The sequence below is a fragment of the Chryseobacterium sp. Y16C genome (assembly GCF_022488405.1).
Classification (GTDB): domain Bacteria; phylum Bacteroidota; class Bacteroidia; order Flavobacteriales; family Weeksellaceae; genus Chryseobacterium; species Chryseobacterium geocarposphaerae.
Window position 1 is genome coordinate 879,298 of sequence record NZ_CP092711.1, and the last position, 16,940, is coordinate 896,237.

The 16,940-nt window shown below is 34.1% G+C and carries 16 protein-coding genes and 1 tRNA gene; 5 read left to right on the forward strand and 12 right to left on the reverse strand.

Going from position 1 to position 16,940, the window contains the following annotated elements:
• Positions 1–2: 2 nt before the first annotated feature.
• A complete protein-coding gene (locus MKS83_RS03840) occupies positions 3–1,835 on the reverse strand; it encodes a M56 family metallopeptidase (protein ID WP_240582038.1) in 1,833 nt (610 codons plus the stop codon).
• Between the two features lie 227 nt (positions 1,836–2,062).
• A complete protein-coding gene (locus MKS83_RS03845) occupies positions 2,063–2,428 on the reverse strand; it encodes a BlaI/MecI/CopY family transcriptional regulator (protein WP_039369404.1) in 366 nt (121 codons plus the stop codon).
• Between the two features lie 330 nt (positions 2,429–2,758).
• On the opposite strand from MKS83_RS03845, the gene MKS83_RS03850 reads away from it, so the two are divergent.
• Positions 2,759–3,337 carry a hypothetical protein gene (locus tag MKS83_RS03850; RefSeq protein ID WP_240582039.1) on the forward strand — a complete coding sequence of 193 codons (579 nt, stop codon included), beginning with the start codon at positions 2,759–2,761 and terminating at the stop codon, positions 3,335–3,337.
• A 107-nt stretch (positions 3,338–3,444) separates the two neighbouring features.
• Here MKS83_RS03850 and MKS83_RS03855 read toward each other — a convergent pair.
• Positions 3,445–3,517, reverse strand: a tRNA-Met gene (locus MKS83_RS03855).
• A gap of 101 nt (positions 3,518–3,618) precedes the next feature.
• On the opposite strand from MKS83_RS03855, the gene MKS83_RS03860 reads away from it, so the two are divergent.
• From MKS83_RS03860 to MKS83_RS03875, 4 genes are read left to right on the forward strand one after another with little or no spacing between them, the layout of a single operon-like run.
• Positions 3,619–4,230 (forward strand): L-threonylcarbamoyladenylate synthase, encoded by a 612-nt coding sequence (locus MKS83_RS03860; RefSeq protein ID WP_240582040.1) that lies wholly within the window; start codon positions 3,619–3,621, stop codon positions 4,228–4,230.
• Positions 4,231–4,280: 50 nt separating this feature from the next.
• Complete coding sequence (yaaA, locus tag MKS83_RS03865) at positions 4,281–5,039, forward strand: peroxide stress protein YaaA (protein WP_240582041.1); 759 nt, start codon at positions 4,281–4,283, stop codon at positions 5,037–5,039.
• On the forward strand, positions 5,040–5,948 hold the full coding sequence (gene prmC, locus MKS83_RS03870) for a peptide chain release factor N(5)-glutamine methyltransferase (protein ID WP_240582042.1): 909 nt from the start codon (positions 5,040–5,042) through the stop codon (positions 5,946–5,948).
• A gap of 3 nt (positions 5,949–5,951) precedes the next feature.
• On the forward strand, positions 5,952–6,311 hold the full coding sequence (locus MKS83_RS03875; protein WP_240582043.1) for a DUF4180 domain-containing protein: 360 nt from the start codon (positions 5,952–5,954) through the stop codon (positions 6,309–6,311).
• A 9-nt stretch (positions 6,312–6,320) separates the two neighbouring features.
• On the opposite strand, the gene MKS83_RS03880 is transcribed toward MKS83_RS03875, so the two are convergent.
• The 9 genes from MKS83_RS03880 to MKS83_RS03920 form a co-directional block, all read right to left on the reverse strand.
• Positions 6,321–7,280, reverse strand: coding sequence for an NAD-dependent epimerase/dehydratase family protein (locus MKS83_RS03880; RefSeq protein WP_240582044.1), 960 nt, complete (start codon positions 7,278–7,280; stop codon positions 6,321–6,323).
• Positions 7,277–8,062, reverse strand: a complete 786-nt coding sequence (locus MKS83_RS03885; RefSeq protein ID WP_240582045.1) for an SDR family NAD(P)-dependent oxidoreductase — start codon at positions 8,060–8,062, stop codon at positions 7,277–7,279. The genes MKS83_RS03880 and MKS83_RS03885 overlap by 4 nt, the downstream gene beginning before the upstream one ends.
• A gap of 146 nt (positions 8,063–8,208) precedes the next feature.
• Positions 8,209–9,321: a helix-turn-helix domain-containing protein gene (locus MKS83_RS03890; RefSeq protein ID WP_240582046.1), complete on the reverse strand. Its 1,113-nt coding sequence runs from the start codon at positions 9,319–9,321 to the stop codon at positions 8,209–8,211.
• A gap of 31 nt (positions 9,322–9,352) precedes the next feature.
• The gene (locus tag MKS83_RS03895) at positions 9,353–9,994 is read right to left on the reverse strand and encodes a rhomboid family intramembrane serine protease (protein ID WP_100375819.1); all 642 of its coding nucleotides are present in this window, start codon (positions 9,992–9,994) and stop codon (positions 9,353–9,355) included.
• 14 nt (positions 9,995–10,008) lie between these two features.
• The gene (locus MKS83_RS03900) at positions 10,009–12,594 is read right to left on the reverse strand and encodes a DNA gyrase/topoisomerase IV subunit A (protein WP_240582047.1); all 2,586 of its coding nucleotides are present in this window, start codon (positions 12,592–12,594) and stop codon (positions 10,009–10,011) included.
• Positions 12,591–13,073 carry a hypothetical protein gene (locus tag MKS83_RS03905; RefSeq protein WP_240582048.1) on the reverse strand — a complete coding sequence of 161 codons (483 nt, stop codon included), beginning with the start codon at positions 13,071–13,073 and terminating at the stop codon, positions 12,591–12,593. Before MKS83_RS03905 ends, MKS83_RS03900 begins: the two co-directional genes overlap by 4 nt.
• A gap of 30 nt (positions 13,074–13,103) precedes the next feature.
• Positions 13,104–14,975, reverse strand: a complete 1,872-nt coding sequence (locus MKS83_RS03910) for a DNA topoisomerase IV subunit B (RefSeq protein ID WP_240582049.1) — start codon at positions 14,973–14,975, stop codon at positions 13,104–13,106.
• Between the two features lie 271 nt (positions 14,976–15,246).
• Positions 15,247–16,029 (reverse strand): TIGR00266 family protein, encoded by a 783-nt coding sequence (locus MKS83_RS03915; RefSeq protein ID WP_240582050.1) that lies wholly within the window; start codon positions 16,027–16,029, stop codon positions 15,247–15,249.
• Between the two features lie 210 nt (positions 16,030–16,239).
• Positions 16,240–16,782 carry a DUF2867 domain-containing protein gene (locus tag MKS83_RS03920; RefSeq protein WP_240582051.1) on the reverse strand — a complete coding sequence of 181 codons (543 nt, stop codon included), beginning with the start codon at positions 16,780–16,782 and terminating at the stop codon, positions 16,240–16,242.
• Positions 16,783–16,940: the final 158 nt, after the last annotated feature.

Below are 16,940 nucleotides of genomic sequence, written 5' to 3' on the forward strand. Positions count from 1 at the left end.
TATTATAGCTCGTCTTTCTTATTTTTTGTATTGATAGAAATTTCACCTTCCATTTTTCCGTTTTCCATATTCTTTTTTACATTGATAGATTCTATCTGAGAAGACTTTAATGCTTTCAGGTCTTCTCTTGAGGATTCTTTACCATCTATAATAATTTTCATATTTTCATTAAACGCATCTTTTCCGTTAACGTAAATTCTTGAAACATCTCCATCAATTTTACTCACTCCTGAAGCTTTAAAATTACTCCCGTCAAGATTTCTTACCATCGAATTTGCCGTAATCTTAATAACCTCTGGTTTAGAATAGTTAAAATCATAAGCAATATATTTTCTGTTTTCGCCCTCTAATTTCGTTTTGTTTCCTTCCCATCTCGCTTTTTCACTTTCAATTCTTGCTTTTTCACCGGCTTCCCTTGCTTTTTCTGCTAGTTTTCTGGCTCTCTTCATTTCTCTTTCAGCTTTTTTGCCATAAACAGGATACCTGAATACATTATTATGCTTAAATACTCTTACCTGTGGAACATCAGGAGCATTTGGCGGCGCGGGAACAACAAATACGGATTTTTCAAATTCCGGGAAATCCGGCATTTCAATTTTTAAATTTTTTACATCCTTCAGTTGATTTTTCCATTGATCCGAATTGAAGTATTCATCAGCATTTATTTCTTTACCATTAATTTTAATTCTGGTCAATGACTTTCCAAAATTTTCTGAGCTGGTAATTTTTGCAATTTCTCCGGAAAGCTGTGCTATTTCCTCTACATTTTTATCGAATTCTTTAGTTTCAGGCCTTAATTGTTTAAGCGCTTTGCTTTTTTCTTCGATCTTTTTACCCAATTCCGCAATTTTTTTCTCATCATTTGTTTTTTTATAAACTCTAACCGATTCATTTTTATGATGATCAGGTCTTATTGTATCTTTTTTAATCTGAGAAACTGCTTTCTCTATTTCAAGATTCGTTTTGGCTATTTCTTTGTTCTTAGCATTTACCATATAGGCAAAAGCTACTGTGAATACTACCGGTAAGGCTAAAATTCTTCGCGCATAACCGAATTTTGTCTGTGATTTCTGTAACATTGTTAATCGTTTTTTTAAATTCGAACTTAGAAAAGGACTCGTGGCAGGTAACTCTGTTCCGGAAAAGTGACTTGCTAATAGCATCTGCGCAAATGCTCTGGTGTCCGATTGTTTTACGGCTTTTTTATCAGCCAGATATTCGTGGATTAAATTAATTTCTCTTTTTATCAAATGGTAGAATGGGTTGAACCAGAATACCGAGGTAATGATTTCTAAAATGATCTTATCAAAGGTGTGCTTCTGTTCGATATGAACCATTTCATGCTTTAAGATCTGCTTTCCTATTTCTGAATTCAGTGTAATGGAATTCTTCCAGAAAAGGTTTTTAAAGTAAGAAAAAGGAGCATCGGTAAGATCGGTGCGGTAGAAGTTGATCCCTTCTATGTTTTCTCTTTCAAATTTAGTTTTCAGTGCATGTATTTTAAAGGTTCCATAAATGAATTTCCCTAAAAAATACACGGAAATGATTCCTAAAACTGAAAAAGTGAATGTATAATATAAGTTTTCATGGGTATTTGTGTTTTCAGAAGGATTAAAGTTCTGCACTGTATCGATCAGCATATAGATATTCTGATTGACCTCAATGGTAAAATCTTCAAGCCTTATCAATGGAAGCAGTAAAGAAATCAGTATCGAAAACAACAGGTAAAACCTATTGTAATGGTGAAAAGTTTTGTCCTTGAGCGAGAGATAATAATATCCCAGTAAAACCCCTGAACAGATCATCACTTTTAGAATGTAAAATAATGCTTCCATGATTTGGTAATTATTTAATCAAATAATATTATGGCTTTTCAGCTTCTCACAGATCAGTTCTCTAAAATATAGAGATCAACCAATTCCACAGCTGAAAAAATAGTTCTATAATAAATGCTGTCATTGTTTATGTTTTTATGGAGATTAATACTCTGCTCTTTTCGCTAATGCTTTGTCTTTTTAAGACAACTGAACCTTTGAAAATGTTACAGAGACCTCTCTTTTAATTAGCTTTTCTTTTTAAGCTCATTCAATAACATTTCCAGGTCTTCCACGCTCATTTCATTTTTTTCTACCAGAAAAGAAACTGCACTTTTATAAGAGCCTTTAAAATAATTTTTCACAAGACTTTTCATCGTCTTTCCTGAATATTGCTCTTTAGTCACCAAAGGAAAATACTCATGTTGTCTCCCGATTACATTATAATCAACAAATTCTTTATCCTTCAATACTTTTAATATTGTAGAAACTGTATTGGTATGAGGTTTGGGCTCTGGAAAAAGATCAAGAATGTCTTTTAAAAATCCTTTTTCTATTTTCCATACATATTGCATTACCTGTTCTTCAGCTTTCGTAAGAGTTTGAATTTTCATATCCCGATGTTTAATACTTTTATAATATAGAGGTCATTCTATATCACTAACAAATTAGTTATACAAATATAGAATTAAATTCCTTTTGAACAACTATTTTTTTAGTGATAGAATAAATTAAAACATTAAATACCTGATAATCAAAACAATAATTTTAAACTTATTTCCATATTTTTTACAAAAACAAATATTCCGATATATTCATTCTTCACAAAAAATGCTTTATTACACTAAAAATCCTTAAAACATGTTAAATTTTATTAAATAAAATTAAAATGAAGTTGTTAAAACTGAGAAAATATATTTATTTTAGTGGCTTAAAAATTTCTCATGAAAAGATATAATTTATTGATTGTACTATTACTGCTTGCTTTTAATGTAGCGACTGCACAAAAGAATTCTCCTGCAGCAGACTTCAGCGCGATAGGGGAAGCTAAAACAAAAATAGAAAACACGGTTCCTTTGGTTCTTGAGCATCTTAAAAATATTGCGGATAAGGAAGGAGACAGCAGCATTTACACCAACGGAAAAACTGCACTGGGAAAAGAATATGCAATTTTACAATCAGAATTCTGGCTATATAACGGAAATATGTCTAACTGTATCATGAATAACTCTTCAAAGAAGGCAAAGAAATGTATGCAGTATCACACTCAGTATTTAAGAAATACATTTATTAACTATAACAATTATATCACTTATGTTACAAAGAAAAACGGATATATCGGTGTAGACAGTGATGTAAAGAAAGATTTCACTCCGTCAGAAATTACAAAAAAACTGGGTGATGCTTATTACGCAGCAAGCGATGCAGCACAGAGAATGAAAGGAACTCAGAAAAAAGAATTCTTGGAACAGCCAAAATCTGATGATTATAAACTCAGACCATACGCTGAATTAGCAAAATAATAAGAATCCCACTTTTAAAGAGTGGGATTTTTTTTTATAATGCACTAAAGAATAACTATAGAAATAATAAAAAAGAGAATTACGTTTGTAATTCTCTTTTATTTTAGTAGCGGGAACCGGACTCGAACCGATGACCTTCGGGTTATGAGCCCGACGAGCTACCTACTGCTCCATCCCGCGATATTGTGATGCAAATATACGACAATATTTTTAAAATCCTAATTTTTCTTTTAAATAAAGGATTTTTATGAAAACTATTTTATAATTTGTATCTTTGTTATATGGCAAAAATATTAAGAATCTATCCGGAAAATCCACAGGAAAACCTTGTTAATGAGGTCATTAAAACCCTGAATAATGGCGGACTTATTATCTATCCTTCCGATACAATTTATGCATTGGGCTGTAATATTTTTGACATCAAAGCCATGGAAAAGCTGGCCCAGCTGAAGAAAGTTAAGCTGGAAAAAGCTCAATTCTCTATAATCTGTAATGATCTAAGCCATCTTTCGGACTTTACAAGACCTATTGATACTTCAGTATTCAGATTTTTAAAGAGTCATCTTCCGGGACCATTCACCTTTATTCTGGAAGCTAACAAAAGCTTACCTTTAGCTTATAAAGGACATAAAACCATCGGGATCCGTGTTCCTGATCATTCTATTCCGCAACTCATCGTTGAAAAATTAGGTCACCCTATTGCATCTACCTCCATTAGAGATGATGATGAAATTATTGAATATTCTACCGATCCAGAATTGATTGCTGAAAAATATAATCATCTGGTAGATATCGTCATTGATTCCGGATATGGAGATAATGTAGCTTCTACCATTGTGGATCTTACTTCCGGTGAGCCGGAAATTATCCGTCAGGGAAAAGGAATATTGTAATTCCAGATTCAAAAGTTCATGCCGAACTTGAAATTAAATTTTGACTTTTTATGAAAATTATAACATCTCCTGCTAAATTAATGAATGTAGAAAACTCAACCGATCTGTTGAGGGCTACTACTCCAAAATTCATTGAAGAAGCAGCTTATATACAATCTTATTTAAAACAAAAATCTCCCAAATATCTGTCTGAACTCATGGAGATTTCTCCCAAGCTGGCAGATGAGAATTGGGAAAGAAACCAGAAATGGAAAACAAAACCCGGTTCTAAAGAATCTGCTCCCGCGATGTATGCATTTACAGGTGAAGTTTACAGAGGATTAGACGCCAAAACACTCGACAAAGATGCGGTAGATTATTTACAGAAAAACTACAGAATACTTTCCGGGCTTTACGGACTTTTAAAACCGTCGGACAAAGTAATGCTTTACAGACTTGAAATGGGCCGTCCTTTTGAATTTGATCAGTATAAAAACCTGTATGAATTCTGGAGAGAAAAAGTGACGGAACAGCTGAATACGGAAATGAAAAAGAATGAGATTCTCCTTCATTTATGCAGTAACGAATATGGGAAAGTAATTGACAGAAAGAAACTAAACCATAAAGTTATTGATTTTGATTTCTATGAATTAAAAGATGGAAAGCTAAAGACGATCGTTGTTTATACCAAACACGCAAGAGGTTTAGTAGTAAAATTCTGTGCTGAAACTAACGCTAAAACATTGGATGATGTAAAAGCATTCAATTATGAAGGCTACAGGATTGATGAAGAAAAATCTACAGATACAAAACTGGTTTTTACGAGATAAATGACAATTTTAGAGTTTAAAAGACATTTTAAAGCAGAGCTTTCTGAGCTTTATACAGAATCTGAAAGCGCTTTTTTATGTTCTGTTTTTATTCAGAAGATCGTAGGCTTTGATAGTTTTCATCAAAGAAGATTTTCCGATCAGGAATTACTGATTCAGGATGAACAAAGCCTTTTACAGGTTATTTCAGAATTAAAAACCGGTAAACCTTATCAGCATATTGTAGGAGAAACCGAATTCTATGGAATGCAGTTTTTCGTGAACGAGCACGTACTGATTCCAAGACCTGAAACCGAAGAGCTGCTGGAATTTGCCATTCAAAAAATACAGGAAACCAATGTCATGCTGAATGCAACGGAGCGAAATGAAGAATTTCGAGATTCCTCATTCCTCGGAATGACAAAAAGAACGTTAAAGATCCTGGATATCGGAACAGGAAGCGGAATCATTCCTCTGGTACTGAAAAAATATTTTCCACAGGCAGAAGTTACTTCTATTGATTTTTCTGAAAAAGCTTTGGAAACGGCCAAAAAGAATGCAGATTTTCATCAGCTTGAAATCAACTTCATTCATGGTGATTATCTGAATTTTGATCTGGAACAAGAGTTTGATGTCATAATTTCAAATCCGCCTTATATTGGTATTGAAGAAGAGCATGAAATCGCTGATTCCGTTAAAGAATTCGAGCCCAAAATGGCGCTTTTCTCCCCTACTTCTGATGCTTTGATCTTTTACCGGAAAATTGCAGAGGATGCAGAAAAGCATCTTAATAACAACGGATTATTGTTTTTAGAAATTAATCAGAAATTAGGTCCTGAAACATTGGAACTTTACAGCAATGGCTTTTCAGAAGCTTTGCTTATAAAGGATTTGTCAGAGAATGACAGATTTATTTTTGGAAAGAAATAAGATATGGAGATTAACACACATCAAATCAATACTACTAAAGTAGCGGAAATAATTTCTGATAATATTATCATTAATTCTGTTCAGGATGGGCTGGATCTTCTGGGTAATATCTACTATCAGGGCTTTGATCAGGTAATTATTTATGAGAAAAATATCACTTCTGATTTTTTTAATTTAAAAACAAAAATTGCGGGTGAGATCCTTCAGAAGTTTTCTAATTATCGTATTAATTTAACTATAATTGGAGATTTTGATAAGTATGAAAGTAAAAGCCTAAAAGATTTCATTTTTGAAAGTAATAAAACTAAGCATATCAATTTTATTGCAACCCTTCAGGATGCATTAGAAAAAATTTCACAATAACAGAAAGAACTACTTAATTGTATTTTTAAAATATTCAACAGCATCTGTAATTCCTTTTTCAATAGGCTGATAATGAACCCCAAGTTCGTTTATTGATTTCTGATTAGAATAAAAATTATCAATTCGAAGAGCTTTCATATTCGCCGAGCTTAAATTCGTTTTAATTCTTATAAGCCTTAAAAAATCTCCTATAAAACCAAAAAAAATTAAAATAAAGTCCGGAATCGGAAGCAATACCGATTGCTGGCCAGTAACATTATTGACGATTTTAAAAAAATCCTTATACTTCAAATTTTCATTGGCTAATAGGTATTTTTCACCTGGCTTTCCTTTTTCCAATGCTTTACAAATTCCTTTAGCAGCATCTTCTGCATTCACAAAATTTTTTCCACCTTTTGGGTAAAAAACAAGCTTTTTTTTCCAAACCCAAAAGATAATTTTTCCCGAACTTGGTTTATTATCATAGGCACCAATCATAAACGTTGGATTTACAATAATTACTTTCGTTTTATTATTCTCTAAAAGAAAATTTTCTGCTTCAAGTTTACTTTTAGCATAAAAAGATTCATTAAAAGGATATTTCCATCGATCATTTTCAGTTCCCAAATCATCTAAACTTCCGAATCCTAAAGTATTTGCCGTACTTACAAATAAAAACTTTTCAGCATTTACACTTTGCGAGAGTAAATGAACAACAGCTTCATAATTAACTTTTCTATAATCTTCATAATGCAGCAAATTTTGTTTTGTCTCCGCGGCGATATGAATAATAAAGTTTACATCTTTTAAATATTCTGAGAAATCTGAAAACAGATCTCCTTCAATAAGTTTTAGACTCTTATTTTTTTCACCCAAATAGTTGCTTTTCTTGCGCACCAAAGCAATAACAAAATGACCATCTTCTAATAATTTAATAACAACATTGGCTCCTAAAAGCCCCGTAATTCCTGTAACAAATACTTTTTTCATGCTTTTATTTCCCGTTTTATTGCGCTGGTCATTAATGGTAATTTAATCCAGATCGGCAATATTTTCATTACAAGCCAGCTCACAGGATTTACCATAATTACAGAATCTTTTTTAAAAAGCTGGCTGATGCAATATTCTGCAACTTTTTCAGGATCTAATAGGGTCAACCTCCCGATAAAGCCTTGTTTTTCAATTCTTTCAACAACATCAGGGTTTGTTTTCATCGCGCCCGGATTCACAACACTTACAAACACATTGGTATTTTTGAGCTCTTCATTCAAACCTCTTGAAAATGAATGGATAAAAGTTTTTGAAGCCGGATAAACTGTTTTAAAACCAATAGGCGAGAAAGCTGCCATACTTGAAACGTTTAAAATATAAGATTGAGGTTGTTTCAGAAGATTAGGCAAAAGCTGATGGGTAATCAATGAAGTGGCAGTAACATTCACCTGAAGAATATTATTAATATAGTCCGAAGTTACATCTAAAAATTTTCTGGTTCCGCCCAATCCTGCATTATTAATTAAAATATGAATATTAAAGGACTTATTTATCCATTCTGTCAACTTTAAAACATTTTCATTCACAGAAAGATCAACCTCATAATAATGGGTTTTAATGTGATAAAGTTCGGCTATTTTTTGACTTATTTCTTTTAAATTTTGATTGGGAAGACTCACAAGAATAACATTGATCTTCCTTCTGGCCAGACTTTCTGTAAACGCTCTTCCTAAACCTTGACTTGCTCCGGTAACTACGGCAAATGATTCTTTTGTTTTCATAATATAAACTTTCTGAGACAAAAGTAGACCGGAAAGGTGCTGCTAATGTTCCGAATTATATGAATGAACCATTTCATACCACAAAAATAAAAAACTGATTTTAAACAAGTTAAAAACAAAACAAGTTAAAACTTATAAACCCGAACCTATTTTTTAAACTCAGAAGGTGTCTGATTAGTCAATTTTTTAAAAGTAGTATTAAAGGACGTTTTTGAATTAAATCCGGATTCATAAGCAATGCCTAAAATAGAAAGTTTATTTTTTGAACTATCTTTCAAAAGTTTCTTCGCATGTTCAATCCGGTATTCATTCACATACTGGAAAAAATTCTTTTGAAACCCCGTATTGATTACATAAGACAAATGATGGGTGGATATAGAAAGTAATTCGGAAAGGCGAATCAGGTTAAGCTCACTGTCAAGATATGGCTTTTCAATATCCATCAATGTTTCAAGTTGGTTTTTCAGCTTTAACAGTTCATCATCTGAAATCAGCTTTTTCTTTACTCCTTCCGTTTCAGCATTTTCATCAATGGAAATTAATTCTTCACGTTGCCTTTCTTCGACAGGATAAATTTCTTTCTGTTTTAAAGAATAGAATGCCACGAAATAAATTACCAATAAAAAAGCAGCATTAATAAAAAAATTCAGTGAAGTTGAATCATAAGAAAGATTGTAAATAATATAAATTATATTAATAACAAAGATGATCAGAATGATATATTCCAGCCAATTGAGATTAATTCCTTCCGTATTGGCAGAAAACTGCTGAATCTTTTTCTGATGTTTCCTTATCGTAAAATAAGAAAGTCCGGTATAAAAAAGGGTCTGGATCAAAATTAAGCTGATATAAATAATCTCAAGAAATTCAAAAAAAGCAGAATCACTTTCTAAAGTTTTTTTCCTTTGAAGGAAAAGAATACTTAAAAAAATAAAAGGCAGAATAAAATATTTAACATCCGAAAGCTTAAATTTAAATGAAGGATTTGTGTAAAACAATACACTAAAATAGAAGATAACCGGCGTTAAAAATTGTACAAACTGTACCATAAAAATGGAACGGATCTGTATTTCTGATCTTAATACCAAAGACAGCGTTTCATCCAACCAGAAGCTTGACCATAGAAAAAGAAATATTCCGAACCAAAAATTCGCTTTTCTATTAACTTTAAGTGGGTTACTGAGCTTTAGTAAAGAAAGTAAGACCAATGAACCATAAATAAGTATTACGACGAAACGATTTAACTCTGATGTGTCCATTGGTCTTAATATTTTAAGTAAAGATAATATTTTACCTTATTTTTTTCTTAATAAAAATCTGATAGGCTAAATATATTAAAGGAAGTGACATAATTCCCAAGAACAACAAATTGCTCATCGCTAATTGAGGATGCAATGCAACAGAATATACCAATCCGAAAAAAGCACCTCCCAAATGTGCAGAGTGTCCCAGATTATCCCATTGTTTAGGATTTAGCATCATATATACTGAATAACCGAAATACAATGTCCCGAAAAGCCATCCTGGTAAAAAATTCACGCTGATTTCGTTCGGAGCCATAGCAATAGAGGCAAAAATAATTCCGGAAACTGCTCCAGAAGCTCCAATTGCAGAATACCACGGCTGATTTTGATAAATCAATAAGCTAAACAGATTTCCTAGAAGCAAAGATCCAAAATAGATGATTAAAAATCCTATATCTCCAAAAAACAAGGTAACCGCTTCCTGAAATAAATATAAGGAAAGCATATTGAAAAACAAATGCATAAAATCAGCATGTAAAAAGCCTGAGGTTACTAATCTTATATATTCTTTTCTGTTTTTAATTGCACCAACATTGAACTTGTATTTCTCAAAGTACTGCGGATTATTTAGTCCAACATAGCTATATATACAAGTCGCAGCAATAGTAACTAAAACAATAGGACTCATCATATTTTCAACATTTAATTTTCTGTATTCTCTTCACTTTGGAACAAATCTCCGATAGTTCCTCCCTCATCGTCCCCTTCAAAACGTTCCGGTTCTTCATACACTTCCGGCTCCTCTTCTTCCGGCTCCGGAATCGTAATATTGATTGATTTTACTTTAAATTTAGTAAACTGATTTCCGATCGCTTTTATTCCTTTTACAGCAATGAATTCATCAATATTTATCGTTTCAGGATCGCGTTCTTTTCCTTTATCTTTTGCAAAAACAATTTCGGCAGTAGCATTATTGGCAACGATAATACTTTCTATGAAAGACTTCGGATGTTCCGAAGGCATGAAAGTCTGTGGGTTCGTATTGTTTTCCAGCAAGAATCTTTTAATAAAATAGATTTCTTTCTCCCCGTCATAATAAATACACGTTACGGGTTGCTGAGGTTTCCATTTCTCAAGAATCAGATACTCGTCATCAAAACGGTTTCCGAGATCAAAGCTTACCAGTTTGGCTTCCCCGTTGGTATTGATGGTTAAGATCTTATCATCGCCTTTAAAGCTTCCCAGCAAAGTACCTCTTGCATCCGCATTCAGCCTTCTTACGGTTTCATCAAACCAAATTTTTCGTGGAGCCAGTGTAGAAACTCCTTCTTCTTTAAGGTCTACTTTCTTTACCGAATATTTGGTCACCAGATTTCCTTTTGAATCTCTTCCTTTAATGGCTAATTCAGAGAAATCGATATCCATTTTATTTTTTCTGATTCTCGGATTCGGCTTTAAAAGCACGGTTACAGTCTCTGCTTCACCATTTGGATTGGCAGAAAAATAAAGGGTTTCTGAACCTTTTTTATCTGAAGCTAAAGGATAGTCCGTATTTCTTGTTACTCCGGTTACCGAAAAACGTTTCATATAATAAGGTCCTTCTCTTCCTTCACGATAGATCATATTGTAAACGGTTCTCTTATCGTTTTTCTTCCATACCGCTACATGAAGAATATCTTTTCCGATAAATGTTTTCGCTTCTACTTTTACCACCTTCATACTTCCGTCTTTTCTGAAAGTAATAATATCATCAATATCTGAACAGTCGAATAAATACTGGTCTTTCTTCAGGGAAGTCCCGATGAAGCCTTCTTCGAAATTGGCGTAGAATTTTTCATTAGCCACTGCTACTTTAGTCGCATCAATGGTATCGAAGATTCTTAATTCCGTTTTTCTTTGTCTGTCTTTTCCGTATTTCTTCTGAATATTCAGGAAATATTCAATTGCATACGGAATAAGATGCTCCAAATGATGTTTTACCTGCTCTATTTTCCCTTCAAGAGCGGCGATATTTTCTTTAAATTTATCTAGGTCGAATCTTGAAATTCTCTTGATCCTGATTTCCGTTAATCTTAAAATATCCTCTTCCGTAACAGCTCTCAAAAGATGCTTGGTATGAGGCTTTAATCCTTCATCAATTGTCTTTAAAACTTCTTCCCAGCTTTTAACCTCTTCAATATCGTGATAAATCCTGTTTTCAATAAAGATTCTTTCCAGAGACGAAAAATGCCAGCTTTCCTGTAATTCATGAAGCTCGATCTCCAATTCTTTTTTAAGCAAAGAAACGGTATGATCGGTATTCATCCTCAGAATCTCGGAAACGCTTAAGAACATTGGCTTATCTCCTACAATAACGCAGGCATTCGGAGAGATGGTCACCTGACAGTCCGTAAATGCATACAGCGCATCTATCGTTTTATCAGGAGACATATCATTGTGAAGGTGAATCAGGATTTCTACTTTATCAGAAGTATTATCTTCAATTTTTTTAATCTTGATTTTCCCTTTTTCGTTCGCTTTTAAGATAGAATCGATCAGATCTCCCGTATTTTTAGAGAAAGGAAGCTCTGTGATCATCAGAGTATGTTTATCAACCTGATTGATTCTGGCTCTGGCTCTCACTTTTCCTCCTCTTTGGCCGTCATTGTATTCGGAAACATCTAAAAAGCCTGCAGTAAGAAAATCCGGAAAAAGTTCAAACTTTTTACCTTTTAAATATGCAACAGAAGCATTAATCAGCTCATTGAAGTTATGGGGAAGAATTTTTGTAGAAAGTCCAACCCCGATCCCTTCCACACCCTGTGCAAGAAGCAATGGGAACTTTACGGGCAAATCTATGGGCTCGTTATTTCTTCCGTCGTAAGACTTCGTCCAGTCCGTGGTTTTAGGATTAAAAACGACTTCTAAGGCAAAAGGAGTTAATCTGGCTTCAATATATCTTGCAGCAGCGGCAGAATCACCGGTATAGATATTCCCCCAGTTTCCCTGAGTGTCTATCAGTAATTCTTTTTGCCCGATTCCTACCATGGCATCGGTAATAGAAGCATCACCGTGAGGGTGATATTTCATGGTATTTCCTACAATATTGGCAACCTTGTTGTAACGCCCGTCTTCCAGCTCTCTCATGGAATGCATTATCCTTCTCTGAACGGGTTTGAAACCATCATATACCGATGGAATGGCCCGGTCTAAGATTACATAAGAAGCATAATCCAGAAACCAATCTTTATAAAGTCCGGAGACTTTTTTCAGGCTCTCACCTTCATGCGAGTTCTCTTCTGTCATCATTTAATTAACTCTTTTTTCTCGTTATTAGTTGTTACTACTTTATTTAAAGAGAATTTCAAATCTTTTATTTCTTTTTTAGAAAGGTATGATATTTCGTATTTGAGCATAGTAGAGCCTGTATTTTTGCTGGATACTTTCACATACAGCCTTTTGATCAAGAACATATCTACAATTTCGTAGCTGATCAGCTTATATTTTGGAAACTCATCACTAAGTGGCTTGTCGATAAAAGGAACAATATTCCTGTTCTTAAAATTCAAAGCTTCCCCGTCGCTATCGTATTCAAAAATCTGCCTTCCGATAAGATAAAAAGCAACCAGCATTATGGCAGGAATTGCTATAAACAGATAACTAAAGTCTCCCAAAAGATTGAATCTGTCTTCTAGCAAGAAAGCAAATATACCACCTGCTAAAATCAACACCAGCATCATATTGATGAAATTATATATTGAAATTTTACCGCGGTTACTTATTCTCATATAGCTGTTCTATTTTTTCTACTGTCTAATTTAATCTAAAACTTCTTTAATTTGAATATTCTGATCTTCCACGACCAGATTTTCTAAAATAAAAGACTGTCTGTCGGGAGTATTTTTCCCCATATAAAATTCTAAAAGCTGGTCTATAGTCTGGTCTTTCCCTATCACCACGGGCTCCAGTCTGATATCTTTCCCAATGAAGTGTTTAAATTCATCCGGAGAGATTTCTCCCAATCCTTTAAATCGAGTAATCTCAGGATTTTTGCCCAATTCATTCAGCGCTTTTACTCTTTCCTGCTCACTGTAGCAGTATCTCGTCTCTTTTTTATTCCTTACTCTGAACAATGGAGTCTGCAGAATGTAAAGATGTCCGTTTTTAATAATGTCCGGGAAAAATTGTAAGAAGAATGTAATCATCAGCAATCTGATGTGCATCCCATCGACATCGGCATCGGTGGCAATAATGACCTGATTGTATCTTAAATCTTCCAGACTTTCTTCAATATTTAAAGCAGCCTGAAGTAAATTAAACTCCTCATTTTCGTAAACCACCTTTTTAGTAAGACCATAGCAGTTCAAAGGTTTTCCTTTTAAGGAGAATACAGCCTGTGTTTCCACATCCCTGGATTTTGTAATGGATCCTGATGCAGAATCTCCCTCGGTAATAAATATCTGGGTTTCGGCTTTTCTTTCTGCTTTCTGATCGTTATAATGCTGTCTGCAGTCTCGAAGCTTCTTATTATGAAGCGATACTTTTTTTGCTCTTTCTCTTGCCAGCTTCTGAATTCCTGAAAGCTCTTTTCTTTCTCTTTCAGAGATTAAGATTTTCCTTTGGATGGCTTCTGCAACTTCCGGATTTTTATGTAAGAAATTATCTAATTTACTTTTCAGGAAATCAATAATAAAAGTTCTTACCGTTGGTCCATTAGGTCCTATATCGTTGGATCCCAACTTTGTTTTGGTCTGAGATTCGAAAACAGGTTCTTCCACGTTGATGGAAACCGCAGCAACAATCGATTTTCTGACGTCTGATGCATCGAAGCTTTTATTAAAAAACTCACGAATCGTTTTTACATACGCTTCACGGAAGGCATTTAAATGTGTTCCTCCCTGCGTGGTATTTTGTCCGTTTACAAAGGAAAAATAGGTTTCCGTCTGCGATTTATCGGTGTGCGTAATGGCAACTTCTATATCATGGTCTTTTAAATGGACAATCGGATACAGTGTCTCATTTTCCAGCTCTTCGTCCAATAGATCTTTAAGTCCATTCTCAGAGTAAAATTTTTCCCCGTTGAAAAGAATGGTAAGTCCCGGATTCAGGTATGCATAATTACGGAGCATTCTTTCGATATACTCTTTTCGGAATTTAAAATGAAGGAAGATTTCACCATCGGGAATAAAAGAAATCTCCGTACCATTTCGGTCTGAAGTATCTTTTTCATCAAAATTTTCAGTAATCAATCCTCTCGAAAATTCTGCAGCTTTCATTTTCCCGTCACGGAAAGATCTTACCCGGAAATAATCTGATAACGCATTGACAGCTTTTGTACCGACCCCGTTCAGTCCGACAGATTTCTTAAAGGCTTTGCTGTCATACTTACCTCCCGTATTCATCTTGGAAACCGCATCCACTACTTTTCCCAGCGGAATACCACGACCAAAATCACGAATAGTAACTTTACCGTCGTCCAGTTTTATTTCGATTCTTTTACCGGATTTCATTCTGAACTCATCAATCGAGTTATCCAGAATTTCTTTAAGTAAAATATAAATACCGTCATCAGCAGAAGATCCGTCTCCCAGCTTCCCGATATACATTCCGGGACGTAAACGTATGTGTTCCTGCCAATCGAGGGTTCTGATATTATCTTCGGAATAGATTGGGTTTATTTCTTGTGACATATGTAATTTCAGCAAACATACAAAAATACACAATTGGATAAAATTATGCGAAAAAATAAGATTCTTTTTCGGAAATACTTATCCTCATTTTATCTGTAAAAATATCAATTCAGTATAAATTTAAAAAATTTCCTCTTTAAAACTGAAGCAAACTTTGATTTTATTTTAAAGTCCCGTGAAACCTGACAATCTTCTTTCATTTGCGGAAATTTGTAAAATGAAAAAGGACTATAAAAAATAGCCCTTTCATTATTTCATTTTCAGTTCTGTATTAAAATCCATCTCCATCCAGCAGATTTCCCAAACCTCCTAAAATACTTCCCTGCTCCTTATTCTTAGTGGTTCCATACTGTAAAATTCTACTGGCTAACCTTGAAATAGGTAAGGTTTGTATCCATACCTTTCCGGGACCTCTTAACTGTGCAAAAAACAATCCTTCCCCGCCGAAAATCGTATTTTTAATTCCGCCTACAAACTGAATATCATAATCTACAGTATGCGTAAAGGCAACGATACATCCCGTATCAATTTTAAGGATTTCTCCCGGCTGAAGTTCTTTCTCAATTACATGTCCTCCACTGTGTACGAAGGTCATCCCGTCGCCTTCCAGCTTTTGCATGATAAATCCTTCCCCTCCGAAAAGTCCCGTTCCCAACTTTTTCTGAAATTCAATTCCTACGGTAACCCCTTTGGCTGCACAAAGAAAACTATCTTTCTGACAGATCACCTTACCTCCGAGTTTGCTCAGGTCAAAAGGAATGATTTTTCCCGTATATGGAGCAGCAAAAGTTACATGTCTTTTATCTGAAGAAGTGTTGGTAAATACGGTCATGAAAAGGTTTTCTCCGGTAAGCATCCTTTTTCCGGCAGAAAATAATTTTCCCATCAGTCCTTTTTCCGTTCCGTCTCCGAATAAGGTTTCCATTTGTATTCCGTCTTTCATCATCATAAAACTCCCCGGTTCTGCAATTACGCTTTCTCTCGGATCCAGCTCAATTTCCACGCACTGCATTTCTTCCCCGTAAATTTTATAATCTATTTCATGATTAATCATAGTGTTCAAAGTAATTTAAGTTATTCGCTACAATATTAGCATTTTTTACATTCGGTTTTAAAATAAATTAAATTGAGCTGATTAAAAAACTTAAGATCATGATTCAGCCTCCTTTATCCCAACTTTCCAATATCGGAACGGTATAAAAGTACACGTAATCATATTAAAAAATAAAGCAAATATTGGAATATCAACATTTCTCCTGTGAAATTATTGTTTTGTACTTTCCAGCTTACCTATTATATTTTTCAGCATAGCCGGAACAATCAGTTTATGAAAAGGACGTACCGGTAAAAAGTACAATACTCCAAGCCAGTTATGGAATTTTACCGCAGTAGAAATCATGAGAGAGTTTTCATCCTTCCCACTCCGATTTTTATCAAATAAAAGAGAAACCCTGAAATCCAGATGTTTATCATCTTCACCAATAACAATCTCATTGCTTGTTTTACTAAAAATTTTAAAAAGACCAACACGCTCTCCTACTTCGCAGGTAAAGTTATCGGTTTCTTTCACGGCATCAGTTTCTCCCCCTGTTTTCAACCCAAACAATCTCACCACCTTGTTTCTGAAAGCAAACATTTTCTTTCCCCACTTTGGTCCGCTTGTAAAAAAAGCTTTCCCTATTTGCGTAATATCGAAATTCTGTCCGTTTCCTCCCAGTTCTCCTTCAAAACTATCCGCATAATCAAACTTTTCTTTTCCCTGAGATAAAATGGATGCTGCCGGAAACTCAATCTTCTTAATTTTCATGATCATTGGTTTTAAATTATTTTTAGCATAACAAATGTAAGTATCACAGAACACATTTAAAAGCAAAAAGTCATATTTTTTAAACAAATGTTTAATATTGTTTTTTGTACTAAAATATCTAAGGAAAAAATAGATTGAGAAACGACATAATTTTTTTG